Here is a 13,488-nt window from a genome sequence, read left to right as displayed (position 1 = left end):
GCGGTGCAGTAACCGCATTCACGTTTTGGAATAATTACAGGCGCTCCGTCGCTTGTTCAACCGATTATCGAACGACCATACGTCGCAGCCTTGATCTGGATCAATCCAACCCGTCATGCACCCGCACACGGCAAGGTCTGGAATACCGGACTTGTTGCAAACCGCGCAGTTTGACACCCTGTCCCATGTGGGAAGGTAAAGATTTCGTTTTTTTGTTTGGTGAATGGTTCGTGTTTCAAACCCCGGGCCACCGCAAGGATCGGTTTTGATCCGACGGGTGCGCCGCCACGGTCCCGCAAGGGCCGTCACGGGGTTGAATCGCAGCGGCCGGAGACGGGGCATCCCGCCCGTTCCCGGCCGTTTTTTGTTGCCCGGTATCGGGTCCCGGCCTGACCGCGCTGGACCCGCCGGATGCATGGGCTGGACACAGCCAACGGCGCTGATACGGTCTGACTCATCACTGCATGAGGTTGCCCAATGTCCCTGACCGACGTCCTGTCCCGCATCGACCAAGACCTGCCGGCCGCCACCGACCGGCTGCTGGAATTGCTGCGGATCCCGTCCATTTCCACCGACCGCGCCTTCAAGGCGGATTGCGACGCCGCCGCGGACTGGCTGGTGGCCGATCTGAACGGGCTTGGGGTCACGACCGAAAAGCGTCCGACGCCGGGGCATCCCATGGTCGTCGGACATCTGGACGGACCCGGTCCGCATCTTCTGTTTTACGGCCACTACGATGTGCAGCCGGTGGATCCGCTGGACCTGTGGGATCGCGACCCGTTCGACCCCGAGGTGCAGGACACGCCCACAGGGCGCGTCATCCGCGGGCGCGGTTCCGCGGATGACAAGGGCCAGCTGATGACCTTCATCGAAGCCTGCCGCGCCTGGAAGGCGGTGCACGGGTCGCTGCCCTGCAAGCTGACGTTCTTTCTGGAGGGCGAAGAGGAAAGCGGTTCGCCCAGCCTCGTGCCCTTCATGCGGGAACATGCCGACGAACTGAAAACCGATCTCGCGCTGATCTGCGACACCGGCCTGTTCGCCAGCCGCGTTCCGGCGATCACAACCATGTTGCGGGGGCTTCTGGGCGAAGAGATCACGATCACCGGCCCGTCCAAGGACCTGCATTCCGGCATGTATGGCGGCATCGCGATCAACCCGGTCCGGGTCCTGGCCCGCATCATCGCGTCGCTGCATGACGACGCCGGGCGCGTCACGGTGCCCGGATTTTATGACGGCGTTTCCGAACTGCCGGACGACCTGCGCGCGCAATGGCAGGGGCTCGCCTTCGATCACGCGCGGTTCCTGAACGACGTCGGACTGTCCCATCCCGCCGGAGAAGTCGACCGGACACCGCTGGAAATGATCTGGTCGCGACCGACATGCGAGGTCAACGGCATCATCGGCGGCTACACCGGCGACGGGTTCAAGACCGTGCTGCCGTCCAAGGCCAGCGCCAAGATCAGCTTTCGTCTCGTCGGCTCCCAGGATCCGTTGGCAATCCGCGAGGCGTTCCGCAAGATGGTGACGGACATGCTGCCGCCCGATTGCTCCGTCGCATTCTCCGGCCATGGCGCCTCCGAGGCCGGCGTTTTCGAAACCACCAACCCCGCCTTCGAAGCCGCCCGCGCCGCGCTCAGCGACGAATGGCCCGATCCGGCAGCCTATATCGGGTGTGGCGGCTCTATCCCCATCGCCGGACATTTCCAGAACCTGCTCGGCACGACACCGATGCTGATTGGATTCGGCAAGGACGACGACCAGATCCATTCCCCCAACGAAAAATACGACATGGAAAGCTTCCACAAGGGCATCCGCAGCTGGGCGCGGATTCTGGACGCATTGACCCGCGCATGACGGCTCTGCCCGGCTTTGACGATGCGCTGGCCGAGGTGAACGGTCAGTCCATCGCCTATTCCCGCGCCGGGAACGGTCCTCCCGTGCTCTTGCTGCACGGTTTTCCGCAGACGCGGGCGATGTGGCACGGCATCGCGCCGCTCCTGGCCGACCGGTATACCGTCATCGCGGCCGACCTGCGCGGCTATGGCGACAGCAGCAAGCCCCAAGGGGCGGACGCCTACAGCTTTCGCAACATGGCCGCGGACCAGCTTGCCCTTATGACGGAACTGGGCTTTGACCGCTTCCATCTCGTCGGCCACGACCGGGGCGCGCGCACCGCGCACCGGCTGGCGCTGGATGCGCCGAAACGCATCGAAAGTCTGACATTGATGGACATCGTCCCGACGCATCTGCTGCTGGACGACCTGCCAAAGGACGTCGCGGCGGCCTATTACCACTGGTTCTTCCTCGCCCAGCCCGCGCCTTTTCCCGAAACCCTGATCGGCCATGACCCTGACTGGTATTTCGAAACCTGCCTGACCGCATGGGGCGGGTGCGACCTCGATGACTTCGACCCGGCGGCACTGTTTGCCTATCGCCAGAGTTGGCGCTGGCCGGACACCATCGCCGCGATGTGCAACGATTATCGGGCCGCGCTGAGCCATGATTTCAAACATGACGCCGCCGATCTCACGCGCCGCGTCACCTGCCCGGCGCTGGTTCTCTACGGGATCGACGGAGCGATGGCAAAATATTACGACGTGCCCGGCACCTGGTCCGACCGGCTGACGGACATGCAATCGCGCGCTTTGCCGGGCGGGCATTTCTTTCCCGATCTGCACCCCGCGGAAACCGCCGAGGTGCTGGCGGATTTCCTGGCGGGACTTGCAGGATCGCGCCCCGACCCCATCTGAATGCCACTGGTCCCGACCGAAATCACGACCCGGAAAGATGAACACAGATGATGCAAAGACTTTCGCAACTGCTTCCCGCCGGCCTCGCCGCGGCGATGGTGCTTGCCGCCCTGCCCCTTGCCGCGCCGGCCTGGTCGAATGAATCGGCGATGATCACCGTCACCGGACAGATCAGCTATCGCCAGCGTATTGCGCTGCTGCCCGGCAGCACCGCGACCGTAACCGTCAGCGACGTGTCCCGCGCCGATGCGCCCGCTCAGGTGCTGGCCGAAGCCTCGATCGCCGCCGGACAGGTGCCGATCCCGTTCTCGCTGGAGGTGCCGACCGAAGAGATGGACGAACGCGGCCGCTACGCCCTGCGGGCGACGATCCGCGACGCTGAAGGCGGGTTGCGCTGGACCACCGACACCCACATCCCTGTCGATCCGGCGCTTGCCGTCAACGACCTGGGCATGCTCATGCTGGTGCAGGTCGCGGCCCCTGCCGGTATGACCGAGGCAACCTATGTCTGCGGCGACCGTATCGTTTCAGCCCGTTTCAGCCCGAATGCGCTTCAGCTTGTCATCGACGGAGAAACCCGCGACCTCGCGCCGGCCCGGTCCGCATCGGGCGCGCGATACGCGGCCGAAGACGGCACGCTCGCGTTCTGGGACAAAGGTGCCAGCGCGCTCTTGCAGACCGGTGGACTGGAAACCGAATGCATCAAGCAGACCGCCAGGGCGACGGAGATCACCGGCGGCGTCTGGCGCGTAGAGGACATCAACGGGCGCGGCACCGTCGACAACGCCATGACCAGCCTTGAATTCACTCCGGACGGGCGCGTGTCCGGGCGCGGCGGCTGCAACCAGTACACAGGCAGCTACACCCGCGAAGGCGATACCCTGACCTTCGGCCCGCTGGCATCAACGCAGATGGCCTGCGTGCCGGCGCTCGGCGATCAAGAGCAGAAGTTCTTCCAGGTTCTTTCCGGCCCCGTGACGGTCAGCTTTGATGCGACCGGCGCAATGACCCTGACAAACGCCGGGGACCAGTCGATCACCGCCCGTCGCTAATGCGTCCCGCCATTGATCTGAGGCATATCCGGCAACCGTGAAGTGGTTCCGGCATGCTTCCGGTGCGTAGAGACCGCAAACCCGGGCGATGGCATCGAACATATCGGTGAAGGTGCGGGCGCCGATCCTCCGAAGAAGCCTTGAATTTCGAGAAGCCCATTTCGACGGGATCGGGATCAGGGCTGTATGGCGGGAGGAAAAGGAACCGGCACCCGGCCTGGCAGGAACTGGACGTAGCCGACCTGTCGCGGAACGAGGCGGTCGTCAGCCCCCCGTTCCGATGCCGGGACGCGGTCCGGGGACGCGGGACAGAAGGTCATGCCTCGCGCCGGGCACGGCCCTCGGCGCAGGCTTCGAGGACGGTGCCGCCGGCATACATGACGGCGACGACCGAAGCGGCCAGCGTCTCTCCGAAGACCAGCGCCGCCGACATCGAGAGCGCGGCAAGTGCGGGAACGACACCGGCGATCCAGACAAGGTTTGCGATGTCGGGTCCACCCACGGCGCGGAATGCAAGTCCCGCAACCAGGCCGGCCGCCGCGACGAACGGGATAGCGGTCTTGACGCGATCGGTCCGGATCGTTTCCATACGGCTCATCTTCCTCGGGCCGAGGCGAACGCCGCCGGCTCTTCGCGGAAAAGCCGCCCGACTCCCACGCCCCTAACGCCTGCATCATCACCGCGCAGCAGGAACAGGGCGTCGAGCTCGCGTCTTCGTGCGAGTGCCGCCCCTCTCTCGGGCCCGGCCACCATGAGGGCCGTCGCCCAGGCGTCGGCCTCGGCACAGGTGCTGGCCACCACGGTGACGGAGGCCGGCGACGCGATCAGCGGCGCGCCGCGCGCCGGGTCCATGGTATGCGACAGGCGGCGTCCCTGCACCTCGACCCAGTGGCGGTAATCGCCGGATGTCGCGACGGCGGCATCCTGCAGCGCGAGGATCGAATGCGGCGCCCGGCGCGCGGTGTCCGGGGCCTCGACCGCGATGGTCCATGCCTCGCCATCCGGCCGGAACCCCGTCGCGCGCATCTCGCCGTCGATACCGACGAGTCCGTCTGTGATCCCGTAGTCGCGCAGGGTATCGGCCAGCCGGTCGACGCCGTAGCCCTTGGCGATGCCGTTCAGGTCCAGTGTGACGGGCGCGGACTTGCGCACACGGGCGCCGTCGATGTCCAGCACCTCATGCGCCGGTCGACGGCATGCGCCCATCGCCGCGCGGATGGCCCCGGATGCTGCCGTGTCCGACCCGAAGCCCCAGGCCGTCACCGCATCGCCCATGCCGATATCGAACGCCCCGTGCGACGCTCGCCCGATGTCCAGGCCGAGACCCAGAACCGCGCGCAGGCGTTCGGGCAACGCCACCCAATCGCCCTCCGGCGCCGCGTTGAGCCGCATCAGGTCGCTGCCCGAGTTCCAGGTCGACATCTGGGCATCCACCTCGTCCACGGCCGCCTGCAGCGCCGCACGGATCCGGTCGGGATCGACGGTCAGATCTGCGTAGAACAGCGCCGACCAGCGCGTTCCCATGGTCGGGCCGTTCAGGGCGCGGCGCCGCAGGTCAGTAGACATCTTCGACATACCGCCCCTCCGCCTTCAGAACTGCCGGCGTCAACCCTGTCGGAGCGAGGATCTCGACCAGCGCATCGGCCACCCCCGACGCCATCTCGCGCCCGCCGCAGACCATCACGCGGGCTCCGTCGCGGATAAGCTCCGCGACCTGAGCGGCCTCGGCGCGCAAGGCATCCTGCACGTAATGAGGCCGCGCCCCGCGCGAGACGGCCGTGACCAGGCGCGTCAGACGCCCCATTTCCTTCCAGGCGGGGAATTCCTCGCCATAGAGGAAGTCGCTGGCGGGATGTCTCATGCCGAAGAACAAGTGGACCCGCCTGCGGCGCGCATTGCCGCGTATGAGGCCCGCAAGCGGCCCGATGCCGGTCCCGGCGCCGATCAGGATCAGCGGCGTCCGGCCCCGGCCCGGACGAAAAGCGGGATTGTGGCGGAGGAAGGCGGTCACCGTGTCGCCCGGCTCCAGCGCCACGAGCTGGCCCGAGCACAGGCCGCCGGGATGCTTTCTCACGACGATCTCGATGAAACCGTCGCGGCGCCCGGAGGCCGACGAGTAGAGCCGCGGGACGGCGCTCCCCTCAGGCAGAACGCCGATCATGTCGCCGGCCTGGAACCGTGCGAACCCGGCCCCTCGCAGTCGTTGCCAGAGCGAGACTCGCGGAAGCGCGAAGCGGAGGATGGCGGTCGGGGCCTGCACCTCGGCGCCGTAGTCCCGTCGCGAGACGAGGGCCAGCATTTCGGTCTTCGGCGGAACGGGTCGATGCGACAGCTCAAAGTCGATCCCAAGCATTTCCCCGAGCGCGCGGCCCCAACGCGCGAAATCCTGCGGCGACTGGCGGTCGATGATGTCCGGCGGCAGGAGCTCACGCCAGCCTTTCGCCTGCGCCGTGGCCGTAACTGTCCTGGCGAAGGCGCAATAGGCCGGAAAGCTGCGATCGCCAAAGCCGAGCACGGCCAGAGGAATGTCCGGCGCCGGGTCGGAATCGTTCAGCCGGTCGAGAAAGCCCTTCGCCGAGGCCGGCGCAGCGCCGTCGCCATAGGTCGCCGCCAGCACGATGATCCGCTGGGCCTCGGCGTATCGGTGCGGTTCAAAGGCCGACATCGGCCCGACATGGACACTCTGCCCCGCTTCGGTCAGGGCGGCGTGCAGCGTCGCGGCGAAACCCCAGGTGCTGCCGCCTTCGCTGCCGACGAGCAGGATCGTCTCTGCCCGCCCTGCGGGTTGATTGCCTCGGATGCGCCCCCGCCGCCCGGCAAGCCAGATCAGAACGCCGGTCGCGCCCATCGCGGGCACGCCAAGCGCCATGAGCCCGAGCACGAGGCCGAGCGTCGCCTCACCCTGCCCGGTGTGCAGCATGTAGATGGTTTCCGAGACGCGCTCCCATCCCGCAAGGTCGGCCCAGGCCAGAAGAGCCCCGTCGCCCTGATCGAGATATCCGGTGCCCCGGTCGGTCTTGAGCGTGAAGACGTCTGTCGCGTCGCCAGAATATGGAAAGCTCAGTTCGCGCAGTTCCGTGACGGGTGTTTGCTGCAAGGTTCTCATCTGCTTGAGCGCAGCCCCCGTCTCACCGCTCACTTCGGACGGGAAGGCTGGCATGGCACCGCCGTCTGGCAGAAGGTCAAAAGTGGACGCCGTCATCCAGAGGGCGGTCGTAGAGGACAGAACGAGGCCGATCACGGCGATGCGGGCGATTTCGACGTGCAGCCGTCCGGCAAGCGGCCCCCGCAGGGGCGCAAACCAGTGCCGCCAGCCGCCCGCGCGCCGCGCGACCAGCGCCGCGCCGGACAGCGATAGGGCCAGCATCGCGGCAGCCCCCGCGGCCATGGCGATGCGCCCGCCGTCCCCGAGGAACAGCGAGCGATGCAGGTTGGTGAGCCAGCGAAGGGCTTGGTTCGGGTCGGCCGAGGCCACGCCCTCACCCGTCGCCGGGTCGATCACGGCAGCACCCGGTGCACCCTGATCGAACCAATAGGCAGTGATCCGGCCCGAGGGCGAGCGGCGGATCTGCTCGACGCCCGGATAGACGGCCTGGATGCGGTCCGCGAGAGCGGCGACCGTCAGTTCAGATTGCGCCTGCGGCGCGGCGATGCGCTCGGTCGCAGGAAAGACCGACAGCGCCGCACCGCTCAGCGCGAGTATGGTGAGGAACGCGAGGGCCACAAGGCCCGGCCAGCGATGAAACGCACGGATCATGGACCCGCTCCTCACATGTCGTAGGCGAAGCTGGCGATGTAGCGGCGGCCGCGTACCGGCGTGCCCGCGCCATCGGCGGTGAGCGGCACCGCCACCTCGTTCGGGCTGTCGCGCATCTCCTCGACGGCGGCGTCGATGTGGAGCGTATAACCGGCATCGAAGAGCGCGTCGGCCAGGTCGAGGGTGATCTCGAGCGTGCGCCCCGCGCCGACGCTGGCGCCGGTGATGCCGTTCACCTGCGCGGTGTCGCCGCCCGTGGCGCGGTACCAGTCGCTCAGATGTTCATAGTACTTGGACTTGCCGCCGGCCATCCAGAGGCTGCCAACATAGGCGCCCGAGGCGTCGGTGACGTAGAGGGCGAGATAGGCCCCGTCGCCGCCGTAGTTGTTGAGGGTCGTGGTGAGCGTCACCGGCCGCGCCATGGCGACGCCGGGAAGCGTCAGCGCGGTGGTGAGCGCGAGCGTTGCAAGAAGCGATTTCATCGGGCTGATCCTTGTTCGGGAAAGTGCTGCAGAACGGTTCAGTTCACCTGAACCTGCGGCGGAGCGCCGTTGCCGAAGAGACCGTTCTGCGGCGGCGCGACGGTACCGGCGGGCGCGGGATTGCGGGCGCCGCCGCGGTTGTCGTCGTCATCCTCGTAGTCCATCTCGACAACCTTCAGTGTCGCCGGATCAAGCTTCACCTCGATCTCCCGGCCTTCCCGGTCCCGGCCCTCGATCTCGAAGCAGCCATCGTCGATCTCGAAGTCGCGCACGGTCCAGCCGTTTTGCTCGGCCATCTTCATCGCGGCCTCGCGCGGCTGCCAGGTGTCGCGGGGCGCTTTGCAATCGTCATCATCGGCAAGCACGGCACCGGCGGGCAGAAGCGCTGCAAGAGCAAATGCTGTCAGGGTCATTTTCATGGCAGGGTCTCCTTTGGTCTGCTGAAACCTATCTGGAGGGCCGACCTGAGGGTTTCCTGACAGCGGCGCGATTTCGGCTTCAGCTTCCTGTCAGATAAGGAAAAGGCCAGCTGACGCAGCCGGCCTTTCAGGTTTGTTGGCACGATCCCGTACCGTCCACCCGTCCGTTGCACCAGCTCAGTTGCCGGTGCCGGGCTTGTGCGGATCGGCAGACGGTACCTGCGCCTGCATGGCCGCTTCGACAAGCAGGGCTGCCGGGTAGAGCACTTCGGCGTCGCTGGTCTGGTGCCAGATCATTGTCTCTGCCAGACGTGCGGTTTCGGAATCTCCGGCCTCATCCGCCGCTGCATAGAGCTCGACCAAAGCCGTCACGAGGTTCACGTCACCGTCATAGAGTTGCGACACTTCCGTCTCGATGCGCATCCGGTCGGGCAAGTCCGCCGACGCCTTCATACCGCGTGCCGGCGTCACATCGGCCCAGCCAAGCAGCGGCAAGACCACCCGTTCCTGCGCGGCGTTTTGCCGTGTCATGAGATCGGCGGCCACGCGGGCGGCCGCGCCGATTGCACCTGGCGTTTCGGCGGCATGTTCCAGCCGGGTCTGAAACTCCGCATGCACCGCACTCAGGGCATAGGGGGTTTCATAAGGTGTCGCATGGGCCGGAATGGCAAGGGCCGTCAGGGCCGCGGCGACGATCAGGATCTGTTGCATTTTAGCCTCCTCTTGCTTGATGTGACCAATGTGACGGTCCTGCCTGATGCTTTCCTGACAGGGCCGCGTTTCAAGCTTCAGTTTGCTGTCAGCAAGAAATGGGCCCCGCCGGGGAGAGCGGGGCCAGAGTCGGCCGAACGGACAGCCGGTCTCGGGGTCTGCGCAGGTCAGGCGATGTCGTCCGGGCCACGGGCGCGCTTGTCGCCTGTGACCATGGCACGCGCAAGGTTTTCATGATGCCGGAACGACGCCAGCACGACCCCGCCCACATGCAGTGCAACAAGCAAGAGCATCAGGTTGGCAAGTGTTTCATGAACCTCTTCCAGCGCGCCTTCCTCGCCGCCGCGCTGGCCCTGCGCGTCCCCGTCGTCATCCGCCCAGGCCGGTGCCACGATGGCAGGCATCTCCGGCAGCATCGCCACGCGGGTCTCGTCCTCCATGAGCCAGCCGGTGACGGCGGTGCCCGAGAGCGTCACCAGCAGCGCGACGACCATGGCGGCACCGGCCGGATTATGACCGAGGTGCCGCCGCTCGCGCCCTCGCATCATGTCACCGATATAGCCGAGCGTTGTGCCGGGTCCCTTCAGGAACTGGGCAAAGCGCGCGTAGCGGCTGCCGGCAAAGCCCCAGACCAGCCGGAATGCGACAAGACCCGCGACCGTATAGCCCGCGACCTCGTGCGTGGTCTGCCACTCATCCGCTGTCAGCCAGGCGAGTATGAAGGCAACGACGAGACTCCAATGGAAGATCCGGATCAGCGGATCCCAGACCCGGACCGTGCCGGTCGGCGCGGTGTTCATCTGCGGCGGTTGATGGGTGGTTGCGTCAGTCATTGTTGCCTCCTTCGCGATCGCGCGCCCTGTCTTTGTTGCGACGATCGTCGTCGTCCTCGTATTCGAACTCGATCACCTGAAGCGTCTCCGGATGGACCGTCACCTCGATCCGGAGCCCCTCGGCATCCCGGCCGTCGATTTCGTAGCAGCCGTCGTCGATCTTGATGCGGCGCACCGTCCAGCCATTCTGCTCGGCAAGCCGGGAGACGGCGTCTCGCGGCTGCCAATCCGCCATCGGCACGAAGCAGTCGTCGTCCGCAAGTGCAACACCGGCTGGCAAGAACGTAAGAAAGCCGAGAATTGTCAATGTCTTCTTCATGGGCCAAACTCCTCGTGGCTCACCTCTTGATTCAGGTCATGCACGGCGAAGCTGACAACAGCCTGAAGGCGCCTGGTCCACCCGCTTCAGGCTGTTGTCAGACAGTCTGATCATGGAGGGGCATCGGAAAAGGACGGGAACGAGGATGCGCATTCTGCTGATCGAGGACGACACGGTTCTGGGGGCCGCGGTGCGCGACCAGATCGCGGCCGATGGTCAGTCGGTTGATTGGGTCACGCGGCTCGATGCCGCCGGCGACGCGGTGAAGACAACGTCCTTCGACCTGATCCTTCTCGACCTGATGCTTCCCGACGGGCGTGGCATCGGCTTCCTCAAGAACTTGCGGGTGCGGGGCGACGTGACGCCGGTCATCATCCTGACCGCGCTCGACCAGGTATCCGACCGTATCGAGGGCTTGAACGCGGGCGCCGACGACTACCTCGTGAAGCCCTTCGACCTGGCCGAATTGTCCGCCCGGATCGGGTCTGTCGCCCGGCGCTATAGCGGCAACCCGAATCCCATCGTCACCCACGGGCCGCTGGAAATCGATCTCGCCGCGCGCAGCGTTCATCGCGCCGGCCAGCCCGTCCAGCTCACCGCGCGCGAATGGGCCCTGTTCGAAGCCTTCCTCGCGCGGCCCGGGCAACTCCTGTCCAAGGCGCAGCTGGAAGAGAAGCTCTACACCTTCGACGCCGAAGTGGAGAGCAACACGATCGAGGTCCATGTCAGCCGGCTGCGCAAGAAGCTGGGGAGCGCAGTCATAGAGACCGAACGCGGCATGGGCTACAGACTGGGCAAACCATGAAGATGCCGCGCAGCCTGCAGGCGCAGCTTGGCCTTTCGGTCGGGCTGGTGCTGACGGTGCTGTGGCTGCTGGCCGCAACGGTCACGGCGGTGATCGTGCGGGGTGAGCTGGACGAGGTTTTCGACAGTGCGCTGCGGGAGACGGCGGAGCGCATCCTGCCGCTGGCCGTGACCGATATCGTCGGGCGGGAAGATCAGGGGGTGACGCAGCGGCTCGCGCCGATTCGGGAACATGACGAGTTCTTCACCTACCTCATCCGCGATGCCGAAGGGCGCATCCTGCTGCAATCTCATGCGGCCGACCCTGCCGTGTTCCCGCCTTGGGACGGTCAGGGGTTTCGACAGACGGCAACCCACCGGCTCTACAGCGACGCCGCCCTTCAGGGCACTGTCCGCATCACCGTGGCGGAACCTCTCGCGCATCGCATGTCGGTCGCGCGGGAAATCCAGATGGGCCTCGGCCTGCCCTTGCTGATCGTGCTGCCGGTCGCCTTGACGGCGATCATCCTGGCTGTCCGCTTCAGCCTCGATCCTCTGCGACGGTTCGGCGCGCAGCTGGAGGCGCGTGATGCCCGCGACCTGTCGCAGGTTCCTACCGAGGGCTTGCCGACAGAGACCGCCCCCTTGGCCGTAGCCCTGAACAGCCTTCTGGCCAGGTTACGCGACGCATTCGAGGCCGAACGCAGCTTCGCCGCCAACGCTGCACACGAGCTGCGGACGCCGCTGGCGGGCGCCATCGCGCAGGCACAAAGGCTCAGGTCAGAGACCAGCGACACTGCCACCGAAGCGCGCGCGGCAGAGATAGAGGCGACGCTCAAGCGCCTGACCCGGCTTTCCGAACGCCTCATGCAGCTTGCGCGGGCCGAAGGCGGACGGCTGCGGATGGACCGGAGCGCGGACCTGAGGGCGGTCGCGCGCATCGTCGTGGACGATATCGGACGCGCAAGCGCGCCGGGCCGCATCGCGCTGAACCTGCCTGACACTGCCGTCATGTCGGACATCGACCCCGACGCCTTCGCCATCCTGTGCCGCAACCTCGTGGAAAACGCCCTCCGGCACGGAACCGAGAATGTGCAGGTCGGGGTGAGCCTGACGGCGGATGGCCACCTGGTGGTCGCGAACGACGGTCCCGTCCTGCCGCGCGACACCCTTGATCGCCTGACGGCGCGCTTTGAGCGGGCGACCACCGGCGCCGACGGCAGCGGACTCGGCCTCGCCATCGTCGCCGCCATCGCGGAGCGGATCGGTAGCTCGCTCGTTCTGGAGTCGCCGCCTCAGGGCGCCCTTTCCGGTTTCCAAGCTTCTCTGAAGTTGCCGACCGATGCTCCGGACCCCGGCGCGAGGCGGGATTCGTAACCGGCTTTTCCGTCGTCGGGCTTTTCCGGACTCCCTGGGCCGTTTCGCAGCCAAGGCTCTGGTTCGGTTTCAGTTTCAGTCCAGGCGGTATCGGATTGGCGCTGCAGGCGGCGCTGCAGGATTGTCTGTTTCCAGGGCGTTCTCCAGGCCGACGCCTATGGCGGCTATAACGACCTCTACCGTGGTGGGCGTGATCCCGGCCCCGTGCTGAGCGCTCTCTGCTGGAGCCATGCTCGACGGAAGTTCTTCGAGCTTGCGGACATCAAGGAGAACGCCCGCCAGAAGAAGCCCGCGTACGACATATCGCCTGTCGCGCTGGAAGCCGTGAAGAAGATCGACGCCATCTTTGAGGTTGAGCGCGAGATCAACGGCCTGGACGTCGCCAGCCGGCTCGAGGCCCAGCACCGGCTGGTCCGCCCACTGGTCGAGGACCTGCACGACTGGATGCAGGCCGAGCAGGGCACCATGTCGAAGCACAACCCCGTCGCCAAGGCGATCGCCTACATGTTCAAGAAGGACCGTTGGGACGCCTTCACGCTCTTCCTGAACGACGGGCGAATCTGCCTGACCAACAATGCAGCCGAGCGCGCACTTCGCGGGATTGCACTGGGAAGAAGGTCCTGGCTCTTCGCGGGCTCCGAGCGCAGCGGCGACCGAGCAGCCTTCATGTACTCCTTGATCGTCACGGCAAAGATGAACGACATCGACCCGCAAGCATGGCTTGCTGACGTCCTCGCACGGCTCCCCAACACAACGGCATCACGCGTGACCGATCTTCTGCCCTGGAATTGGCAGCCATCAGCACACCGACGCGCAGCATGACCGCGGCCGACGCCGGATGCTTACCACTCTTCAACGCTTCCAGCCCCACCTTCGCCTTGAACTCGGGCGCGTGTTGTTTCCTTTTCGACATCCCTGAACGCCTTCTCGTCGAAGATCCGCAGACAGCAAATCGTAGCCTACGTCAGTGTTCGAATTTTAGTGGGTGGCTCACCTGCCTTCGTT

At 66.1% G+C, this 13,488-nt stretch carries 12 protein-coding genes and 2 pseudogenes; 6 read left to right on the top strand and 8 right to left on the bottom strand.

Translation table 11 applies throughout. The annotated features are described in order from the left end of the window. Nucleotides 1-477: 477 nt before the first annotated feature. The 3 genes from QO034_RS07575 to QO034_RS07565 are packed head-to-tail and all read left to right on the top strand — an operon-like array spanning nucleotide 478 to nucleotide 3,802. Nucleotides 478-1,854, top strand: coding sequence for a M20/M25/M40 family metallo-hydrolase (locus QO034_RS07575; protein WP_284484905.1), 1,377 nt, complete (start codon nucleotides 478-480; stop codon nucleotides 1,852-1,854). Next, nucleotides 1,851-2,750, top strand: coding sequence for an alpha/beta fold hydrolase (locus QO034_RS07570; protein ID WP_284484904.1), 900 nt, complete (start codon nucleotides 1,851-1,853; stop codon nucleotides 2,748-2,750). Before QO034_RS07575 ends, QO034_RS07570 begins: the two co-directional genes overlap by 4 nt. Nucleotides 2,751-2,797: 47 nt before the next feature. After that, nucleotides 2,798-3,802: an META domain-containing protein gene (locus QO034_RS07565; protein ID WP_284484903.1), complete on the top strand. Its 1,005-nt coding sequence runs from the start codon at nucleotides 2,798-2,800 to the stop codon at nucleotides 3,800-3,802. A 265-nt stretch (nucleotides 3,803-4,067) separates the two neighbouring features. Here QO034_RS07565 and QO034_RS07560 read toward each other — a convergent pair. The 8 genes and pseudogenes from QO034_RS07560 to QO034_RS07525 form a co-directional block, all read right to left on the bottom strand. Continuing rightward, nucleotides 4,068-4,391, bottom strand: a pseudogene (locus QO034_RS07560) (heavy metal translocating P-type ATPase); the annotation flags it as partial. Nucleotides 4,392-4,396: 5 nt separating this feature from the next. Then, complete coding sequence (locus tag QO034_RS07555; protein ID WP_284484902.1) at nucleotides 4,397-5,377, bottom strand: FAD:protein FMN transferase; 981 nt, start codon at nucleotides 5,375-5,377, stop codon at nucleotides 4,397-4,399. Then, on the bottom strand, nucleotides 5,358-7,559 hold the full coding sequence (locus tag QO034_RS07550) for a PepSY domain-containing protein (protein WP_284484901.1): 2,202 nt from the start codon (nucleotides 7,557-7,559) through the stop codon (nucleotides 5,358-5,360). Before QO034_RS07550 ends, QO034_RS07555 begins: the two co-directional genes overlap by 20 nt. An 11-nt stretch (nucleotides 7,560-7,570) precedes the next feature. After that, the gene (locus QO034_RS07545) at nucleotides 7,571-8,041 is read right to left on the bottom strand and encodes a DUF2271 domain-containing protein (protein WP_284484900.1); all 471 of its coding nucleotides are present in this window, start codon (nucleotides 8,039-8,041) and stop codon (nucleotides 7,571-7,573) included. Nucleotides 8,042-8,079: 38 nt separating this feature from the next. Then, nucleotides 8,080-8,460, bottom strand: coding sequence for a PepSY domain-containing protein (locus QO034_RS07540; protein WP_284484899.1), 381 nt, complete (start codon nucleotides 8,458-8,460; stop codon nucleotides 8,080-8,082). 177 nt (nucleotides 8,461-8,637) lie between these two features. Beyond that, nucleotides 8,638-9,171, bottom strand: a complete 534-nt coding sequence (locus tag QO034_RS07535; RefSeq protein WP_284484898.1) for a hypothetical protein — start codon at nucleotides 9,169-9,171, stop codon at nucleotides 8,638-8,640. Nucleotides 9,172-9,338: 167 nt separating this feature from the next. After that, nucleotides 9,339-10,004, bottom strand: a complete 666-nt coding sequence (locus QO034_RS07530) for a cytochrome b/b6 domain-containing protein (RefSeq protein WP_284484897.1) — start codon at nucleotides 10,002-10,004, stop codon at nucleotides 9,339-9,341. Next, complete coding sequence (locus tag QO034_RS07525; protein WP_284484896.1) at nucleotides 9,997-10,323, bottom strand: PepSY domain-containing protein; 327 nt, start codon at nucleotides 10,321-10,323, stop codon at nucleotides 9,997-9,999. Before QO034_RS07525 ends, QO034_RS07530 begins: the two co-directional genes overlap by 8 nt. Nucleotides 10,324-10,468: 145 nt before the next feature. Here QO034_RS07525 and QO034_RS07520 point away from each other — a divergent pair, with 145 nt between their 5' ends. The 3 genes and pseudogenes from QO034_RS07520 to tnpC form a co-directional block, all read left to right on the top strand. Further along, complete coding sequence (locus tag QO034_RS07520; protein ID WP_284484895.1) at nucleotides 10,469-11,128, top strand: response regulator transcription factor; 660 nt, start codon at nucleotides 10,469-10,471, stop codon at nucleotides 11,126-11,128. Beyond that, a complete protein-coding gene (locus tag QO034_RS07515) occupies nucleotides 11,125-12,483 on the top strand; it encodes an ATP-binding protein (protein ID WP_284484894.1) in 1,359 nt (452 codons plus the stop codon). The genes QO034_RS07520 and QO034_RS07515 overlap by 4 nt, the downstream gene beginning before the upstream one ends. Before the next feature lie 129 nt (nucleotides 12,484-12,612). After that, nucleotides 12,613-13,305 (top strand): annotated as a pseudogene (gene tnpC, locus QO034_RS07510) (IS66 family transposase); the annotation flags it as partial. Between the last annotated feature and the right edge of the window lie 183 nt (nucleotides 13,306-13,488).

Origin of the sequence: Sedimentitalea xiamensis, from assembly GCF_030164465.1 — a bacterium.
Classification (GTDB): Bacteria; Pseudomonadota; Alphaproteobacteria; order Rhodobacterales; family Rhodobacteraceae; genus Sedimentitalea; species Sedimentitalea xiamensis.
Note: the sequence above shows the minus strand (reverse complement) of the source record. Positions and strands in the feature narration are given on the sequence as shown.

Excerpts from the sequence above, each read along its gene's own strand:
- QO034_RS07575 (WP_284484905.1), top strand. The coding sequence starts at position 478 with ATGTCCCTGACCGACGTCCTGTCCCGCATCGACCAAGACCTGCCGGCC.
- QO034_RS07535 (WP_284484898.1), bottom strand. The coding sequence starts at position 9,171 with ATGCAACAGATCCTGATCGTCGCCGCGGCCCTGACGGCCCTTGCCATT.
- QO034_RS07570 (WP_284484904.1), top strand. The coding sequence starts at position 1,851 with ATGACGGCTCTGCCCGGCTTTGACGATGCGCTGGCCGAGGTGAACGGT.
- QO034_RS07565 (WP_284484903.1), top strand. The coding sequence starts at position 2,798 with ATGATGCAAAGACTTTCGCAACTGCTTCCCGCCGGCCTCGCCGCGGCG.
- QO034_RS07555 (WP_284484902.1), bottom strand. The coding sequence starts at position 5,377 with ATGTCGAAGATGTCTACTGACCTGCGGCGCCGCGCCCTGAACGGCCCG.
- QO034_RS07530 (WP_284484897.1), bottom strand. The coding sequence starts at position 10,004 with ATGACTGACGCAACCACCCATCAACCGCCGCAGATGAACACCGCGCCG.
- QO034_RS07545 (WP_284484900.1), bottom strand. The coding sequence starts at position 8,041 with ATGAAATCGCTTCTTGCAACGCTCGCGCTCACCACCGCGCTGACGCTT.
- QO034_RS07515 (WP_284484894.1), top strand. The coding sequence starts at position 11,125 with ATGAAGATGCCGCGCAGCCTGCAGGCGCAGCTTGGCCTTTCGGTCGGG.
- QO034_RS07520 (WP_284484895.1), top strand. The coding sequence starts at position 10,469 with ATGCGCATTCTGCTGATCGAGGACGACACGGTTCTGGGGGCCGCGGTG.
- QO034_RS07540 (WP_284484899.1), bottom strand. The coding sequence starts at position 8,460 with ATGAAAATGACCCTGACAGCATTTGCTCTTGCAGCGCTTCTGCCCGCC.
- QO034_RS07550 (WP_284484901.1), bottom strand. The coding sequence starts at position 7,559 with ATGATCCGTGCGTTTCATCGCTGGCCGGGCCTTGTGGCCCTCGCGTTC.
- QO034_RS07525 (WP_284484896.1), bottom strand. The coding sequence starts at position 10,323 with ATGAAGAAGACATTGACAATTCTCGGCTTTCTTACGTTCTTGCCAGCC.